The following is a 15,056-nucleotide window of genomic DNA, read 5'->3' on the forward strand; positions in this document are numbered from 1 at the left end:
AAGTTTACGACCCCTTAATCAATTAATACCATCATACCTATGTCAGAATTTTGGATTTATTTTCAGATAGGATTAAAGCACGTTTTAGATATTCACGCTTATGATCACGTTCTTTTTTTAATCGCATTAACAGTTCCTTATACCTTTAAAGACTGGAAAAGAATTTTACTTTTGGTTACAGTTTTCACAGTTGGTCATACCTTAGCTCTGGTACTTTCTGTTTTTGGAATCATAGCCGTAAAAGTAAGTCTGGTTGAGTTTTTAATTCCTATTACAATTCTCATAACCGCTTTTTATCATCTTTTTACAGCTGGAAAAGCAACTAAAAATGACGGACTGAACTTGATATTTTTTGTAACATTGTTTTTTGGGATAATTCACGGACTTGGATTCTCCAATTATTTTAAAACAATTTTAGGAGGTTCCGCAACATCAAAATTACTACCTTTAGGGGAATTTGCATTGGGTATCGAAACTGCACAACTAGTTGTTGTTTTTGTAGTTTTGTTATTATCATATATAGTGCAAACCGTATTTCGTTTTTCAAAACGCGATTGGGCACTTGTAATGTCGGCTTTTATTATCGGAGTTGTAATTCCGATGATTGTAGAAAGCCCAATTTGGAACAGATAAAATTAAATGGAAATAAAATTAAATAAATACGATAAAGCGTATCTTCGAATTGCCAAAGAATGGAGTTTGCTATCTTATTGCAAGCGTAAACAAGTAGGCGCGATTATCGTAAAAGATCGAATGATTATCTCTGATGGTTACAACGGTACGCCATCGGGATTTGAAAATTGCTGCGAAGACGAAGACGGATTAACGCGCTGGGATGTTCTGCATGCCGAAGCAAATGCGATTTTAAAAGTAGCACGATCAACACAATCATGTGAAGGAGCAACATTGTATATTACACTTTCGCCCTGCAAAGAATGCAGTAAATTAATACATCAGTCAGGGATAAAAAGAGTTGTTTATCAGGATGGTTATCGTGACGATTCAGGAATTCAGTTTTTAATAAAAGCAGGTATCGAAGTCGAACATATTCCTGTTTTAGAAGAATAAATGAAATTTAATTCAACATATTTACCCATCGTTATAGGAGCTACTTTCGCTCTTGGTACAATTGTAGGAAGCATGACTAATGCTCCTGCCGATGACCAGCTTTTGGCTAAAACCAGTTCAAAAACCAAGCTCAATAAACTGATTGATTTTATCAATAATGAATATGTTGATAAGGTGAACACAGACTCTATTGTAAATCTTACCGTAGATAATATTTTATCAAAATTAGATCCGCATTCTGTTTACATTCCGCCAAGTGAACAAGCAGAAGTTGCCGAAAGTATGAAAGGTGATTTTGTGGGAATTGGAATCAATTTTTATATGTACCGGGATTCTGTGGCGATTATCAGGCCAGTTGAAAATGGACCTTCGGCGAAAGCCGGACTAAAATCTGGAGACCGAATTTTATTTGCCGGAAAAACGAAATTATTTGGACGAAAATTACCTTCTGACAGTTTGTTTTCGAAATTGAAAGGCATAAAAGGTTCTGAGATTGAATTGACCGTTTTTAGAAAATCGGAAAAAAAGAAACTCAAGTTTAAAATTAAGAGAGATATTATTCCGCTTAAAAGTGTCGACGCTTCCTTATTATTGGATAATAAAACAGGTTACATTAAAATCAATCGTTTTGCCGAAACTACTTATAAAGAATTCAAAACCGGATTAACAAGATTAAAGCAAAACGGGATTCAATCACTCGTAATTGATCTTCGCGATAATGGAGGCGGTTATATGGAAGAAGCTGTGGCTATTGCCGATGAGTTTTTGAAAGATAAACAAATGATCGTTTTTACCAAAAACAAAAACGGAACAACCGAAAACACATATGCTACACAAGCCGGCAGTTTCGAAACTGGAAAAGTATATATTTTAATTAATGAAAATAGTGCCTCGGCAAGTGAAATTTTAGCCGGTGCGATTCAGGATAATGATCGCGGAACTATTGTTGGACGACGTTCTTTCGGAAAAGGATTGGTACAACGTGAAATGGATTTCAACGACGGATCTGCAGTTCGATTAACCGTGGCAAGATATTACACGCCAACCGGAAGATCGATTCAAAAACCGTATAAAAAAGGAAACGAAGAATATTATAAGGAATCTGAAGATCGTATAAAATCTGGGGAACTTTATGCAAAAGACAGTATAAAAGTAGCCGATTCCTTAAAGTTTAAAACACCAAAAGGTAAAATTGTTTACGGCGGCGGCGGAATCGTTCCGGATGTTTTTGTACCGATGGAAGCTGAACACGGAAATGAAAATGTCGCTTATTTATTGCAAACGGGAATAGTAGGGCATTTTGTTTTTGAAGAATTAGATAAAAACAGAAATGCATTTGCAGGACTTCATTTTAATGAGTTCCTAAACAAAATGAAAGGTTCTGATGCCTATTTCAAAAAGTTTCAAAACTATATTTTAATGACTGGTTTAGATTTAAAATTAGATAAAACAAAAGCATTGGTAAATCGCTACATTACAGCAGAATTTGCCCGACAATTATACGGAGAGCTGTATTATTATGATGTGATTTTGAAAGAAGATGTGATGATTAAAACAGTTTTAAATCCGAAGAAAAAATAATTTAATTTTTTTTGATATGAAAACAGAAGAGGTTGTTAATGCAGAAATCGAACTTTTAACGGCAATCAAAAAAGCAGATGTTCCAGTTTTAGAAAAAATGCTTCATGACGATTTGTTATTCAATTTGCCTGACGGAAATACCATTACCAAAGAATTTGATTTGGAATCTTATCGTTTGGGTAAAATGAAGGTCGAAACGCTGGAAGCTTCAGATCAACTAATTAATATTATAGATGATGTTGCAGTTGTTGCGGTAACCGTTTCATTAAGGGGAACTTATGATGGTAATCCGTTAGGTGGTGCTTACCGTTATATTAGAGTTTGGAAACAGTTTAATGAAGATCTTCAGGTAATAGCCGGAAGCTGTGTCGTTTTGCAATAATTCAAATAATAATAATTTTTTAAAGTATAATATAATATTTAAAGTCGCAGTCTTAGCGAACTTTACCAGATAAATAATTTAAAAAATTTGTGTCCCAAAGCTTCGGGATTCGTAAAACTTTGCGAGCTTTGCGGTTAAATTTTAATACACACAATACAAATATGAAAAATCTAAAAAGAATAAGTGCATTAGTAATTTTAATGGCTTTTGTAATTTCTTGTACAGCTATGAAAGATACCAATAAGGCCATCTCAGGAAAAGTAGAATCGGTAGAATCAGGAAAAGATGGTTACACAGCAAAAGTTATAACTGATACAAAAGAAGTTTATTTTGCAACCATCAGCATTGTAAATGTCGGCGGACCTCAAAACTACAAACAAGTTAAAATTGGAGATCAGGTTTCACTAAAAGGAGAAATCTGGAAAACAGACGACGAAAAACACATGAAAGTACAGGAGATTGTTTCAGTGAAATAACAACATAAATTTATTTTTAAACCACATAAGTTATATAAGTTCATATAATCTATGCGCAAAGCATTTTATATGAACTTATATAACTTATGTGGTTTAATTTTTTAATGAAATATATGTTTTGCCAATAATAATTGATACTAGAGCTTAATAAACTTAATATCTTAATGGTAAATATAAAAACTTATGGTTTGAAATTTTATCGAATGCTATCGTGGGCGTGAGTTTGTATACCGTTATTCCATAAAGTCAGAATATCGGTTGCAACAGCGGCACCACTTCCTGCGGCAATAGCCAGTTGGCTTCTCCAGCCTGCAAGAGTTCCAATAACATAAATACCATCAGCGACTTTATGATCGTCGTTTTTTAGCTGAATACGCTGTTTTTCTGGTAATGCTTTTTTGTGAGGTTCAACATATTGCATTAAACCTTCGATATCAAAAGTATTGGCAGAACCAATTCCGATTACGATATTTTTAGTTTTGTATGAGTTTTTATTCGTAATTACAGTGAATTCAGGAAAAGATCCCTCAACTTTAATTACTTTTTCATTTGCAATCTGAGTAATATGAGGATAAGTCAGAGCCAAATCCTGTGTGCTTTCTATAAGTAAATCAGATCCTAATTTACCTGGTGTAATTCCGTAAGCATTGTAGAAAATTGCTTCCTGTAAAGAAGAATTTTTTTGATGTGTAAAAATCCCGATTTTTTTATCGGCAACAAAAGCTTTGTTTTTGGCAGACCCCAATACGAGACCACAGGACATGCCAGAAACGCCTCCGCCGATAATTAAAACATCAAACATATTATCTACCGTTCATTTTTTCTTCAATTCTTTTTGAAATTCTAAAAATCAAAAGAATCAAAACGGCACAAAAAGAAGCGGCTATTCCAATAAAAGCAACGGCACTATCTCCTTGGAAAGGATTTTTAAAGTCTAACAATGTAATGTTAAAAACGATTAAAGCTAAAGCTAAAAGTACTAATATGGAAGTGAAAATTTTCATATGGCTATTTTGTTTGTCTAAAATAATAAGTAAAACCTTTTGACGTAAAATTGTCTTAAAGTTGTATTTAGAAATTTTAATGGGGGTAAATTTATAAAAATAAACGTTAGACGAACAAACCTTTAACATTAGCGGCGAATAATTTAACAGCAATCGCTAAAAGTATCACTCCAAATGTCTTGCGAACCACGCCAAGTCCGTTTTCTCCTAATAAATCTTCAATTTTTTTAGAAGATTTTAAAACAATATATACAAGGATGATATTGAGTAAAATAGCAATGACAATATTTATGGTATGAAATTGCGACCTAAGTGATAATAAAGTAGTCATTGTTCCGGCTCCGGCAATTAACGGAAAAGCCAAAGGAACGATAGAGGCAGATCCAGGTTCTTCATCGCGAAAAATTCTAAGTCCTAAAATCATTTCTAAAGCAAGAAAAAATAAGACAAAAGAACCTGCGACAGCAAACGAATGAACATCGATACCTATTAGGTTAAGAAAGCCTTCTCCAACAAAAAGAAAAACTATCATAATTGTTCCCGCAACAATAGTAGCTTTCTCAGATTCAATATGACCAACTTTCGCCCTTAAATTCACAATAATCGGAATAGAACCCACAATATCAATTACAGCAAAAAGTACCATTCCAACAGTAATTATTTCTTTAAAGTCGATTTCTAACATATTACTTTGATTTTAAGCGTTTAAAATTTTTGCAAAGGTAGATAATAAAGGTAGGTGTTTTTTATATACGATGTATTTTTGTTATAAAAACACGTTTTGTTGGTTAAAAAAGTGATATTTGTAACAATTGATAACTTTGTCACAGAGATTCACAAAGTTTTTCACAGAGTTTCGCAAAGTTTTAATTTTTAGAGTTTATAAATCAGTGAGATTTTACCGCAGAGATACACAAAGTTTTTCACAGAGTTACACAAAGGTTTTATTAAGCTTTACGAAAGTTAAATCTCAAAGCTTTGTGAACTTAAAAAAAAAACATCCAATGAAATTAACTCTGTGAATCTTTGCGAAAAAACTTTGTGTATCTCTGCGGTAAAACTTCACCAACGTATTCAGTAAAATTTAATCTCATATCATCTGCTTTCTTTGCCTATCTTTGCACTTTATAAATTTCAGTATTTTATTATCATGTTTCAATTAGGTAAAACCATTATTTCAGAGGATATTCTTGAAAAAGAATTTGTGTGCAACTTGTCAGCTTGTAAAGGAGCCTGCTGTGTTGACGGAGATGCCGGCGCGCCATTAAGTGAAGCTGAGACTAAAATAATGGAAGAGATTTATCCTAAAGTAAAACCTTTTTTAAGAAAAGAAGGAATTGCTGCGATCGAAGCACAAGGAACCTGGGTAAAAGGAACCGATGGTGATCTTGAAACGCCATTAATCGACGAAAAAGATTGTGCCTACGTTATTTTTGATGGAAAAACTGCACTTTGCGGAATCGAGCAAGCGTATAATCAAGGAATAGTTGACTGGAAAAAACCAGTTTCTTGTCATTTGTATCCAATTCGTGTAAAAGACTTCACAGAATTTGCTGCGGTTAATTATGACAAATGGGATATTTGCGATGATGCCTGTTCTTTAGGTAAAGAATTAGAAGTTCCGGTTTATAAGTTTGTAAAAGAAGCCCTGATTCGTCGCTTTGGTGAAGATTGGTATATGGAGCTTGAAAAAGTAGCTCAGGAACTTAAAAATTCTTAAAAAAATAACTGTAAAAAATACGCTTTTCATGCGGTATTTTTTAACTCAATGAATTAAAGTTTTAACTCTAAAAAAACTTTTAAAAACAATTAAAATTTTCTTGCTTTTTATTGTAAAAAGTCTATATTTTACGGCACTTAAGGTTAAATAGGTGGTTTTAAAATACTCATTTTCAATAATTTAAATATTGTCTGAAAAATAGACTACTTTTTTGCCGTTGTTAAAAACTACGCCAAATTGTGAATAAGTTTGGCTTTCATTTTTAGCGATAAATGACAATCTTTGTACTACTCTGAAAAAGCAAAAAATCAGTAAAAAAATTAAACATAAAAGCCATGTCGCAAGTCGAACCAATTTTACAAGAAAACAAGAACCGTTTCGTTATTTTTCCTATCAAGCATCATGATATTTGGGAATGGTATAAGAAAATGGAAGCTAGTTTTTGGACTGCAGAGGAAATCGATTTGCATCAGGATCTTACTGACTGGAATAATAAGTTAAATGATGAAGAAAGATATTTCATTAAACACATTCTTGCGTTTTTTGCCGCATCTGATGGAATTGTAAATGAAAATCTTGCTGAGAACTTTGTAAACGAAGTGCAATATGCTGAAGCAAAGTTTTTCTACGGATTTCAAATCATGATGGAAAATATTCACAGTGAAACTTATTCTTTATTGATTGACACTTACGTGAAAGATGAAGCAGAAAAAGCAGAATTATTTAATGCTTTGGAAGTTTTTCCGGCTATCAGAAAAAAAGCAGACTGGGCTTTAAAATGGATCGAATCTGATTCGTTTGCTGAAAGACTAATTGCTTTTGCGGCAGTTGAAGGTATTTTCTTTTCAGGAGCTTTCTGTTCTATTTACTGGTTGAAAAAACGTGGTTTAATGCCAGGTTTAACTTTTTCTAACGAGTTGATTTCTCGTGACGAAGGCGTGCATTGTGATTTTGCAGTTCACCTTCATAATCACCATTTGATTAACAAAGTACCAAAAGACAGAATTAAAGAAATTATTGTTGATGCTTTAGATATTGAAAGAGAGTTTGTTACGGAATCTCTTCCGGTAAGTTTAATTGGTATGAATGCAGCTTTAATGACACAATATCTAGAGTTTGTTGCTGACAGGCTTTTAGTAGAATTAGGTTGCGAACGTGTTTATGGATCAGCAAATCCGTTTGATTTCATGGATATGATTTCTCTTCAGGGAAAAACTAATTTCTTTGAAAAACGTGTTGCAGAATATCAAAAATCTGGTGTGATGAACACAGATAGTGATGCTCAGAAAATTTCATTCGATGCAGATTTTTAGACAACAAAAAATATTTTAGTGTTTTCCCCAAATAAACACTGATTACTATTAAAATTTTATAACAAAACATTTTTAGAATCTCTTTTCCCAAATCGAAGATTCAATAATTTTCAACGCATTTTCGGTCTGATTTCAGATTGGAATAGGGCGGCTATTGAGAATGCCGTAATTCTCAAAAAATAATTTAAAAACACACAATGTTTAAGTCCCGGAATTCGTTTTCTAGTGACTTTCATTTTTTCAATAAACTAAAAAAAGTAAGCTTATGTATGTAGTAAAAAGAGATGGCCATAAAGAGCCCGTAATGTTTGATAAGATTACAGAAAGAATCAAAAAATTGTGTTACGGGTTAAATGAACTCGTAGATCCTGTTAAGGTAGCCATGAGAGTTATCGAAGGATTGTATGACGGAGTTTCTACATCTGAACTTGATAATCTTGCAGCAGAAACGGCGGCATCTATGACTATTGCGCATCCTGATTATGCACAATTAGCAGCTCGTGTGGCGATTTCAAACCTACATTCGAATACAAAAAAGTCGTTTTCAGAAACGATGAAGGATATGTACAACTACGTAAATCCAAGAAACGGTCAGGAAGCACCGCTACTTTCGGATGAAGTATTTAAGGTGATTCAGGAAAACTCGGCTTTCCTTGATTCCCATATCATTTATACAAGAGATTTCAATTACGATTACTTCGGATTTAAAACTTTAGAGCGTTCGTATTTATTAAAAATCAACGGAAAAATCGTAGAAAGACCGCAACATATGTTGATGCGTGTTTCTGTTGGTATTCACTTAGATGATTTAAAATCAGTAATTGAAACTTACGATTTAATGTCTAAAAAGTTCTTCACGCACGCAACGCCAACGTTGTTTAATGCGGGAACTCCAAAACCACAAATGTCTTCTTGTTTCCTTTTGGCAATGCAGGATGATAGTATTGATGGTATTTATGATACTTTAAAACAAACGGCTAAAATCTCGCAATCAGCGGGAGGAATTGGTCTTTCTATTCATAACGTTCGTGCGACTGGATCTTATATTCGTGGTACAAACGGAACTTCAAACGGAATTGTGCCAATGTTGAGAGTTTTCAACGATACGGCGCGTTACGTAGATCAGGGTGGAGGAAAACGTAAAGGAAGTTTTGCGATTTACATCGAAACATGGCATGCTGATATCTTTGAATTTTTGGATTTAAAGAAAAATACAGGAAAAGAAGAAATGCGTGCGAGAGATTTATTCTTCGCCATGTGGACTTCAGATTTATTTATGAAACGTGTACAGGAAGATGCATCATGGACTTTAATGTGCCCGAACGAATGCCCTGGATTATATGATGTTTACGGAGAAGAATTCGAAACCATGTATTTGGATTATGAATTTAGAGGAAAAGGTAGAAAAACGATTCGTGCACGTGAATTATGGGAGAAAATCCTGGAATCACAAATCGAAACAGGAACGCCTTATATGTTGTATAAAGATGCGGCAAACCGTAAATCGAACCACAAGAATTTAGGAACAATCCGTTCATCAAACTTGTGTACAGAGATTATGGAATACACCTCTAAAGATGAAATTGCGGTTTGTAACTTGGCTTCAATTTCATTGCCAATGTTTATTGAAAACGGAAAATTTGATCACCAGGCACTTTACAACGTTACAAAACGTGTAACCCGTAACCTGAACAAAGTAATCGACAGAAACTATTATCCTGTAAAAGAAGCTGAAAATTCAAACATGCGCCACCGTCCGGTTGGATTGGGAGTGCAAGGTTTAGCAGATGCTTTTATCATGTTACGTATGCCGTTTACAAGTGACGAAGCTAAAGCTTTGAACCAGGAAATTTTCGAAACATTATATTTTGCAGCCGTAACCGCTTCTATGGAAATGGCTAAAGAAGAAGGTCCATATTCTACATTTGAAGGATCTCCAATGTCTAAAGGAGAATTCCAATACAATATGTGGGGAATGAAAGATGAAGAATTATCTGGTCGTTGGGACTGGGCTTCATTAAGAAAAGAAGTAATGGAGCATGGAGTTCGTAACTCATTATTGGTTGCACCAATGCCAACAGCTTCAACTTCACAAATTTTAGGAAACAACGAAGCTTTTGAGCCGTACACATCAAACATTTACACACGTCGTGTATTGTCTGGAGAATTTATTGTAGTAAACAAACATTTGCTGGAAGATTTAGTAAAATTAGGTTTGTGGAACGAAACATTGAAACAAGAAATCATGCGTCATAACGGATCTGTTCAAAACATTGATGTGATTCCGCAAGACCTTAAAGAATTGTACAAAACAGTTTGGGAAATGTCTATGAAAGACATTATCGATATGTCACGTCAAAGAGGTTATTTCATTGACCAATCACAATCGTTGAACTTGTTCATGCAAGATGCAAACTATTCTAAACTAACGTCAATGCACTTTTACGCTTGGCAATCTGGTTTAAAAACAGGAATGTATTACTTGAGAACGAAATCAGCAGTAGACGCGATTAAATTTACCTTAAACAATGATAAAAAAGAAGAAGTTCCAACTTTAGTTGCAGAAACAGAAGCTATCAGTGTTGAAGATTATAAAGCAATGCTTTTAAAAGCACAAGCCGCAGATCCTGAAGATTGTGAAATGTGTGGGTCTTAATTCTTTTTTGAGAAGAAAGAAGATAGAGTAAAGAGAAAAGATTTTATTCTTTGATTAATAGAAAGCAGTTATTGTAATGATAACTGCTTTTTTTGTGGTTTCTTTTTTAAGTTTATTAGTGATTTTGTTATTGAATAAAAGATTCCAAAAGAAACTCTTTAAACATAGCCCACGGTTTCAACCGTGGAAATACAATGCATTATAACGATTCGTATGCCAAGGTTGAAACCGTGGGTCATAGTAAAAAATGTGTTGGAGTTTGTTTAATTACCTTTTTGTATTCTTGTACTTTGAATGGGCAATATCCCCAAAAAATCTTCGTTGTAATTATTACCAAAGACCTTTTTCAAAAAACTTAGTTTCTTAATAATTAAGAAACTTAGCACCTTCTATTTTAAACCTTTATAGAAAAATTAAGTCTTATTGTAATAATTCCTGAATTATGAAAAAAAGCAATCTTTGGTCGTTACGATTGGGTTTTTCCGGCGAGCAAGCCGATGAAATTGAAAAACTAGGATTAGAAAAATTCCTAAAGCGCTCTTATGAATCAAAGTTTGACAAAGAACTTCCTGCTTTTTTGCAAGATGATCCCAAAACAATTGAAGAGCAAAAAAAAAGAAGCGAGATAATTAGAAATTTGGATAAGGAGGAAAAGAGGAAAATTCTAATAGAAGAAAATTTTACTACAACAAAACTTAAGGAATGGTGGGTTGCTAAAATGCAAACCGAAGAATTTCCATTGCGTGAAAAAATGGTTTGTTTCTGGCACAATCATTTTGTAATAACTTCTCAAAAAGTAAAAACCAATTATTGGATTTATCAACACAATATGATTTTACGTGAGAATGCTTTTGGGAATTTCAAGGAACTGACAAAGAAAATCCTAAAATCTAATTCAATGGTTAAATACCTGGATAATGTAGATAATAAAAAAGGTAAATTCAACGAAAATTTAAGTCGCGAATTGCTTGAATTATTTACTATTGGAATAGGGAATTATACTGAAGATGATATCAAAAATGGCGCACGGGCTTTGGCAGGATTAAGTCTTGGAGATGAACAAGCTGTTTACAGACAAAATTTTGAAGATAATAGCGATAAAACCTATTTCGGAAAAACAGGAAACTGGAAAGATGATGATTTGGTCGATATTATTTTCGAACAAAAAAACATCCCATATTTAATTACACGAAAAATTTTAAAGTGGTTTATTTATGACTCCCCATCAGAAGAATTGGTTACTTATTATGGGAATTATTTCAGAAAAGTAAATTTTGAAATAGCGCCGTTACTTACTAAAATCTTCACAGAAGAATACCTTAAAGATAATTCCGGAGAAAAAATCAAAGATCCATTAGTTTATATTTCTCAGCTTATTTCTGAATTGCATCTTAAGGAAATATATGATCAAACCAGGATTGTTGCCTTTTTAAGGCAGCAGGGAATGGATTTGTACAGTCAGACAAATGTAAAAGGTTGGGACGGAGGAAATTCGTGGTTGACTTCTCAACTCTACTTACAGCGAAACAATACTGCCGATTTTCTTTGTAAAGGTGGAAAACTTGCAAAGAAAACACCAGATATGATGAGTGATGAAACTCAGAAACCGAAAGAAGTAGTTAAGATAGAATATGATTCCAGCGGCAATAATAAAACTATCATTGCTGAATTATCAAACAGATTATTGTTTTCTGTAAATGATTCCATGCAAAAAGATATGGAAAATTTACTCAAATATGACTTTGACCCTAAAGGACCTAATTCGAATTTTGCGGTAGTTCGATTGTTTAATTATATTACAAAATTGCCAGAATATCAATTGATTTAAAACTTAAAGCTATGAACAGAAGAAATTTTCTAACGCTTACAGGAACGTTTACCGGAGGGCTACTTGTTCTTCCTGAATTTTTACATGCTTTTGGTTCCCAAAATAGTTTGGTTGTTGGCGAACAATGTTTGGTATTTGTACAGCTAAATGGAGGAAACGATGGTTTGAATACCTATATTCCATATGAGAATCCATTATATTATAATTTAAGAACTAAAATTGCCTTAAATAAGAATATTGTAATTGGAAAAAATAATGGAATGGCATTTCATCCATCTTTAAAAGATTTTGCCCAAATGCAGCAAAATGGAGATTTAACTGTGATTCAGAATGTAGGTTATCCTGAGCCTATTCGTTCACATTTTAGAAGTCAGGAAATTTGGCAAACGGCAGTAGATTCCAATAAATATCTAAATGAAGGCTGGTTAGGACGTTATTTGGATTTGCAGTGTCATGGTCATCAGCCAACAGCGGGAATAAATTTGGACTCGATAGATAATCTGGCATTGAAAGGTGCTGAACCAAATTCGATAACATTAAAAGATCCGGATCGATTTAAGATAAAACCAGGTAATGATGAAAATGTAAAATTATCAAACAATCCGCAATTGGATTTTGTTCGAAAAATTGCCAATTCACTTATAGAAGGTTCAGATGAAATTCAAAATGCATTGAAACAATCGAAAACAGAAGTCAGTTATCCAAAAACCGGATTGTCCAAAAACCTGGAATGGATTGCGCGATTGGTAAAAGGAAATTTAAATTCGAAAGTGTATTATACTTCACTAAACGGATTTGATACACATGACAATCAACTTTCTATGCACGAACGAAAATTAACTGAATTAAATGATGCACTATTTAGTTTTTATCAGGATTTAAAACAGGCTCAATTGCTTCAAAATGTAACAATTGTCGTGTTTTCAGAATTTGGACGACGTGTAAAAGACAACGGAAACGGAACAGATCACGGAACAGCAGCGCCAATGTTTATCATTGGAGGAAATAATAAAGGAACAATTTTAGGAAAAAATCCAAATTTAGCAGATTTAGATAATGGTGATTTAAAATATGAAATTGATTTCAGAAGTGTTTATGCTTCTTTATTAAAGGAAAAAATGAGTTTTGATTATTCTAAAATTGGGATTAAGAATATGCCGGTTTCCGGGTTGTTTTAAAAATAGAAAAAAATAAATTTGTTAGTTTGTTTTTGATTGAATTTATTTCATGGTAATTTGATTAAATTTGTAACATTGATAATATTAGTAATATTGAAAATATGGAAATCAAAAACTTATCTAAATATAGTAATGCTGAAAAAATTGTTTTAGCTGAACAACTGTGGGATAGTGTTTCTAAAGAGGATTTAGAAGTTTCTGATGATGTTAAGAGAGAGTTAGATGTTCGTATTCAAAATTTAGAAGAGGGAAAAACTGAATTATATACTTGGGATGAGGTTAAAGCTCATTTAAGATCGATTAGATAATGCATAGAATTCGGTTTGTTAAAGAAGCATTATTTGATGTTGAAGATGTTGTTATTTGGTATGAAAAACAAAGAATAGGTCTTTCTTATGATTTCGAACTTTGCTTAGAAGCTGGGCTTGATGAAATATCAAGAAACCCAAATGCTTTTCAAAAAAAATATAAAAATGTAAAAATTAGATTTATTTCAAGATTTCCTTATGGAATTCACTATCGATTTGAAAAAGATGAAATTGTCGTTATAGGTGTATTTCATACCTCCCGATCTCCCAAAAATTGGTCAAAAAGATTAAATTTATAAATGAATCTTAGAAACTGACGTACTTAGAAGTTCGGAAACTTTTAAAACCCCCACCGCAATAATCTCATTTTAAACCATATTTTTTATAATATCATACAAAAGGAATATAATTTGTTAAGAAATCCTCTTTTGTTTCATAAAATGCAATATTTTTTTTGGTGCAGTGAAAATAATTTATACATTCGCAGAGAATTTATTGAAAAACACAAACAAAATGTCTAATAACCGTTTTTATTTTAGCAACTCTTTTTATTTCTTCTTTAGTAGAAGTGAGGATTGTGCTATGGTTATTTGAAAAATATAAAATACAAATAAAACTAATATACAATCCTGATGCAAATCAGGATTTTTTTTTGAATATATGACAACTAAAATTGCAATACAAGGTATAAAAGGTTCTTTTCATCATCAGGTTGTGAAGGAATATTTCTCTGAAAATGTGGCTATTGATGAATGTTTGTCTTTTGAAGAATTAGTTGACAGCCTGCTTTCCGGAAAATCTGATCAGGCGGTTATGGCAATTGAAAATTCGATCGCAGGGCCAATTATTCCGAATTATGCTTTGATTGACAAGAATAATTTACACATCATTGGCGAGCATTATTTAAGCATTCATCAAAATTTAATGACTTTAAAAGGTCAGAAAATAGAAGATATAAAAGAAGTTCATTCGCACCCAATGGCATTATTGCAATGCATGGATTTTTTGAAACAATATCCAAATATCAAATTGGTTGAAGATAAAGATACGGCAGAAACAGCAAGAAGAATTCAGGAAAAACAATTAACCGGAATTGCAGCTATAGGGAGTAAAGTAGCTTCTGAAATGTATGATTTGGAAATCATCGCACCGGAAATTCAAACGATTAAAAACAATATGACTCGTTTTGTGATTATCAAAAAGCAGAATTCATTTTTGCCGGAAAGCGAAATTAACAGAGCTTCAATTAAATTTGAATTAGATCATAAAAGAGGAAGCCTTGCAGCGGTTTTAAATGTAATGAGCGATTGCAAATTGAATTTAACGAAAATTCAGTCACTTCCAAAAATTGAAACTCCCTGGAAATATTCGTTTTTCGTAGATGTAACATTTGAGAAATATGAAGATTTTGCAAAAGCCAAATCGTTACTAAATATAATGGCAGAATATTTAAAGGTTTTGGGAGAATATAAAAACACTAAACCTTTTATAGGTTAGAAGTTATTAGTTAAAAGTTATTAGTTAAAGAGCCTAAAGCTTACA

General features: G+C 32.9%; 16 protein-coding genes. 13 read left to right on the forward strand and 3 right to left on the reverse strand.

Annotation, left to right across the window (positions count from 1 at the left end):
- Positions 1-39: 39 nt before the first annotated feature.
- The 5 genes from RT99_RS05015 (at position 40) to RT99_RS05035 (ending at position 3,507) form a co-directional block, all read left to right on the forward strand.
- Positions 40-633 (forward strand): HupE/UreJ family protein, encoded by a 594-nt coding sequence (locus RT99_RS05015; protein WP_042563651.1) that lies wholly within the window; start codon positions 40-42, stop codon positions 631-633.
- 6 nt (positions 634-639) lie between these two features.
- On the forward strand, positions 640-1,068 hold the full coding sequence (locus RT99_RS05020; RefSeq protein WP_042563652.1) for a dCMP deaminase family protein: 429 nt from the start codon (positions 640-642) through the stop codon (positions 1,066-1,068).
- Complete coding sequence (locus tag RT99_RS05025) at positions 1,069-2,649, forward strand: S41 family peptidase (protein WP_042563653.1); 1,581 nt, start codon at positions 1,069-1,071, stop codon at positions 2,647-2,649.
- 16 nt (positions 2,650-2,665) lie between these two features.
- Positions 2,666-3,031, forward strand: a complete 366-nt coding sequence (locus tag RT99_RS05030; RefSeq protein ID WP_042563654.1) for a nuclear transport factor 2 family protein — start codon at positions 2,666-2,668, stop codon at positions 3,029-3,031.
- 161 nt (positions 3,032-3,192) lie between these two features.
- Entirely contained in the window at positions 3,193-3,507 is a 315-nt protein-coding gene (locus RT99_RS05035) for a hypothetical protein (RefSeq protein WP_042563655.1), read from the forward strand.
- A 196-nt stretch (positions 3,508-3,703) separates the two neighbouring features.
- Here RT99_RS05035 and RT99_RS05040 read toward each other — a convergent pair whose 3' ends face one another.
- The 3 genes from RT99_RS05040 to RT99_RS05050 all read right to left on the reverse strand — a co-directional run bounded on the left by RT99_RS05040 (position 3,704) and on the right by RT99_RS05050 (position 5,196).
- Positions 3,704-4,309 carry an FAD-dependent oxidoreductase gene (locus RT99_RS05040; protein ID WP_042563656.1) on the reverse strand — a complete coding sequence of 202 codons (606 nt, stop codon included), beginning with the start codon at positions 4,307-4,309 and terminating at the stop codon, positions 3,704-3,706.
- 1 nt (position 4,310) lies between these two features.
- Positions 4,311-4,511 carry a hypothetical protein gene (locus tag RT99_RS05045; RefSeq protein ID WP_042563701.1) on the reverse strand — a complete coding sequence of 67 codons (201 nt, stop codon included), beginning with the start codon at positions 4,509-4,511 and terminating at the stop codon, positions 4,311-4,313.
- 106 nt (positions 4,512-4,617) lie between these two features.
- Positions 4,618-5,196 carry a MarC family protein gene (locus RT99_RS05050; RefSeq protein ID WP_042563657.1) on the reverse strand — a complete coding sequence of 193 codons (579 nt, stop codon included), beginning with the start codon at positions 5,194-5,196 and terminating at the stop codon, positions 4,618-4,620.
- Positions 5,197-5,661: 465 nt separating this feature from the next.
- On the opposite strand from RT99_RS05050, the gene RT99_RS05055 reads away from it, so the two are divergent.
- From RT99_RS05055 to RT99_RS05090, 8 genes are all read left to right on the forward strand, one after another.
- Entirely contained in the window at positions 5,662-6,231 is a 570-nt protein-coding gene (locus RT99_RS05055; protein WP_042563658.1) for a DUF3109 family protein, read from the forward strand.
- 335 nt (positions 6,232-6,566) lie between these two features.
- Entirely contained in the window at positions 6,567-7,544 is a 978-nt protein-coding gene (locus RT99_RS05060; RefSeq protein ID WP_042563659.1) for a ribonucleotide-diphosphate reductase subunit beta, read from the forward strand.
- A gap of 265 nt (positions 7,545-7,809) precedes the next feature.
- Positions 7,810-10,200, forward strand: a complete 2,391-nt coding sequence (locus RT99_RS05065; RefSeq protein WP_042563660.1) for a ribonucleoside-diphosphate reductase subunit alpha — start codon at positions 7,810-7,812, stop codon at positions 10,198-10,200.
- 442 nt (positions 10,201-10,642) lie between these two features.
- Positions 10,643-12,028 carry a DUF1800 domain-containing protein gene (locus tag RT99_RS05070; RefSeq protein ID WP_042563661.1) on the forward strand — a complete coding sequence of 462 codons (1,386 nt, stop codon included), beginning with the start codon at positions 10,643-10,645 and terminating at the stop codon, positions 12,026-12,028.
- An 11-nt stretch (positions 12,029-12,039) separates the two neighbouring features.
- Positions 12,040-13,206: a DUF1501 domain-containing protein gene (locus tag RT99_RS05075; RefSeq protein ID WP_042563662.1), complete on the forward strand. Its 1,167-nt coding sequence runs from the start codon at positions 12,040-12,042 to the stop codon at positions 13,204-13,206.
- A gap of 101 nt (positions 13,207-13,307) precedes the next feature.
- Positions 13,308-13,514 (forward strand): addiction module protein, encoded by a 207-nt coding sequence (locus RT99_RS05080; RefSeq protein ID WP_042563663.1) that lies wholly within the window; start codon positions 13,308-13,310, stop codon positions 13,512-13,514.
- Positions 13,514-13,813 (forward strand): type II toxin-antitoxin system RelE/ParE family toxin, encoded by a 300-nt coding sequence (locus RT99_RS05085; RefSeq protein ID WP_042563664.1) that lies wholly within the window; start codon positions 13,514-13,516, stop codon positions 13,811-13,813. The genes RT99_RS05080 and RT99_RS05085 overlap by 1 nt, the downstream gene beginning before the upstream one ends.
- A 361-nt stretch (positions 13,814-14,174) precedes the next feature.
- A complete protein-coding gene (locus RT99_RS05090) occupies positions 14,175-15,011 on the forward strand; it encodes a prephenate dehydratase (protein ID WP_042563665.1) in 837 nt (278 codons plus the stop codon).
- Positions 15,012-15,056: the final 45 nt, after the last annotated feature.

It is taken from the genome of Flavobacterium sp. MEB061 (genome assembly GCF_000834715.1).
Lineage (GTDB): Bacteria > Bacteroidota > Bacteroidia > Flavobacteriales > Flavobacteriaceae > Flavobacterium > Flavobacterium pectinovorum.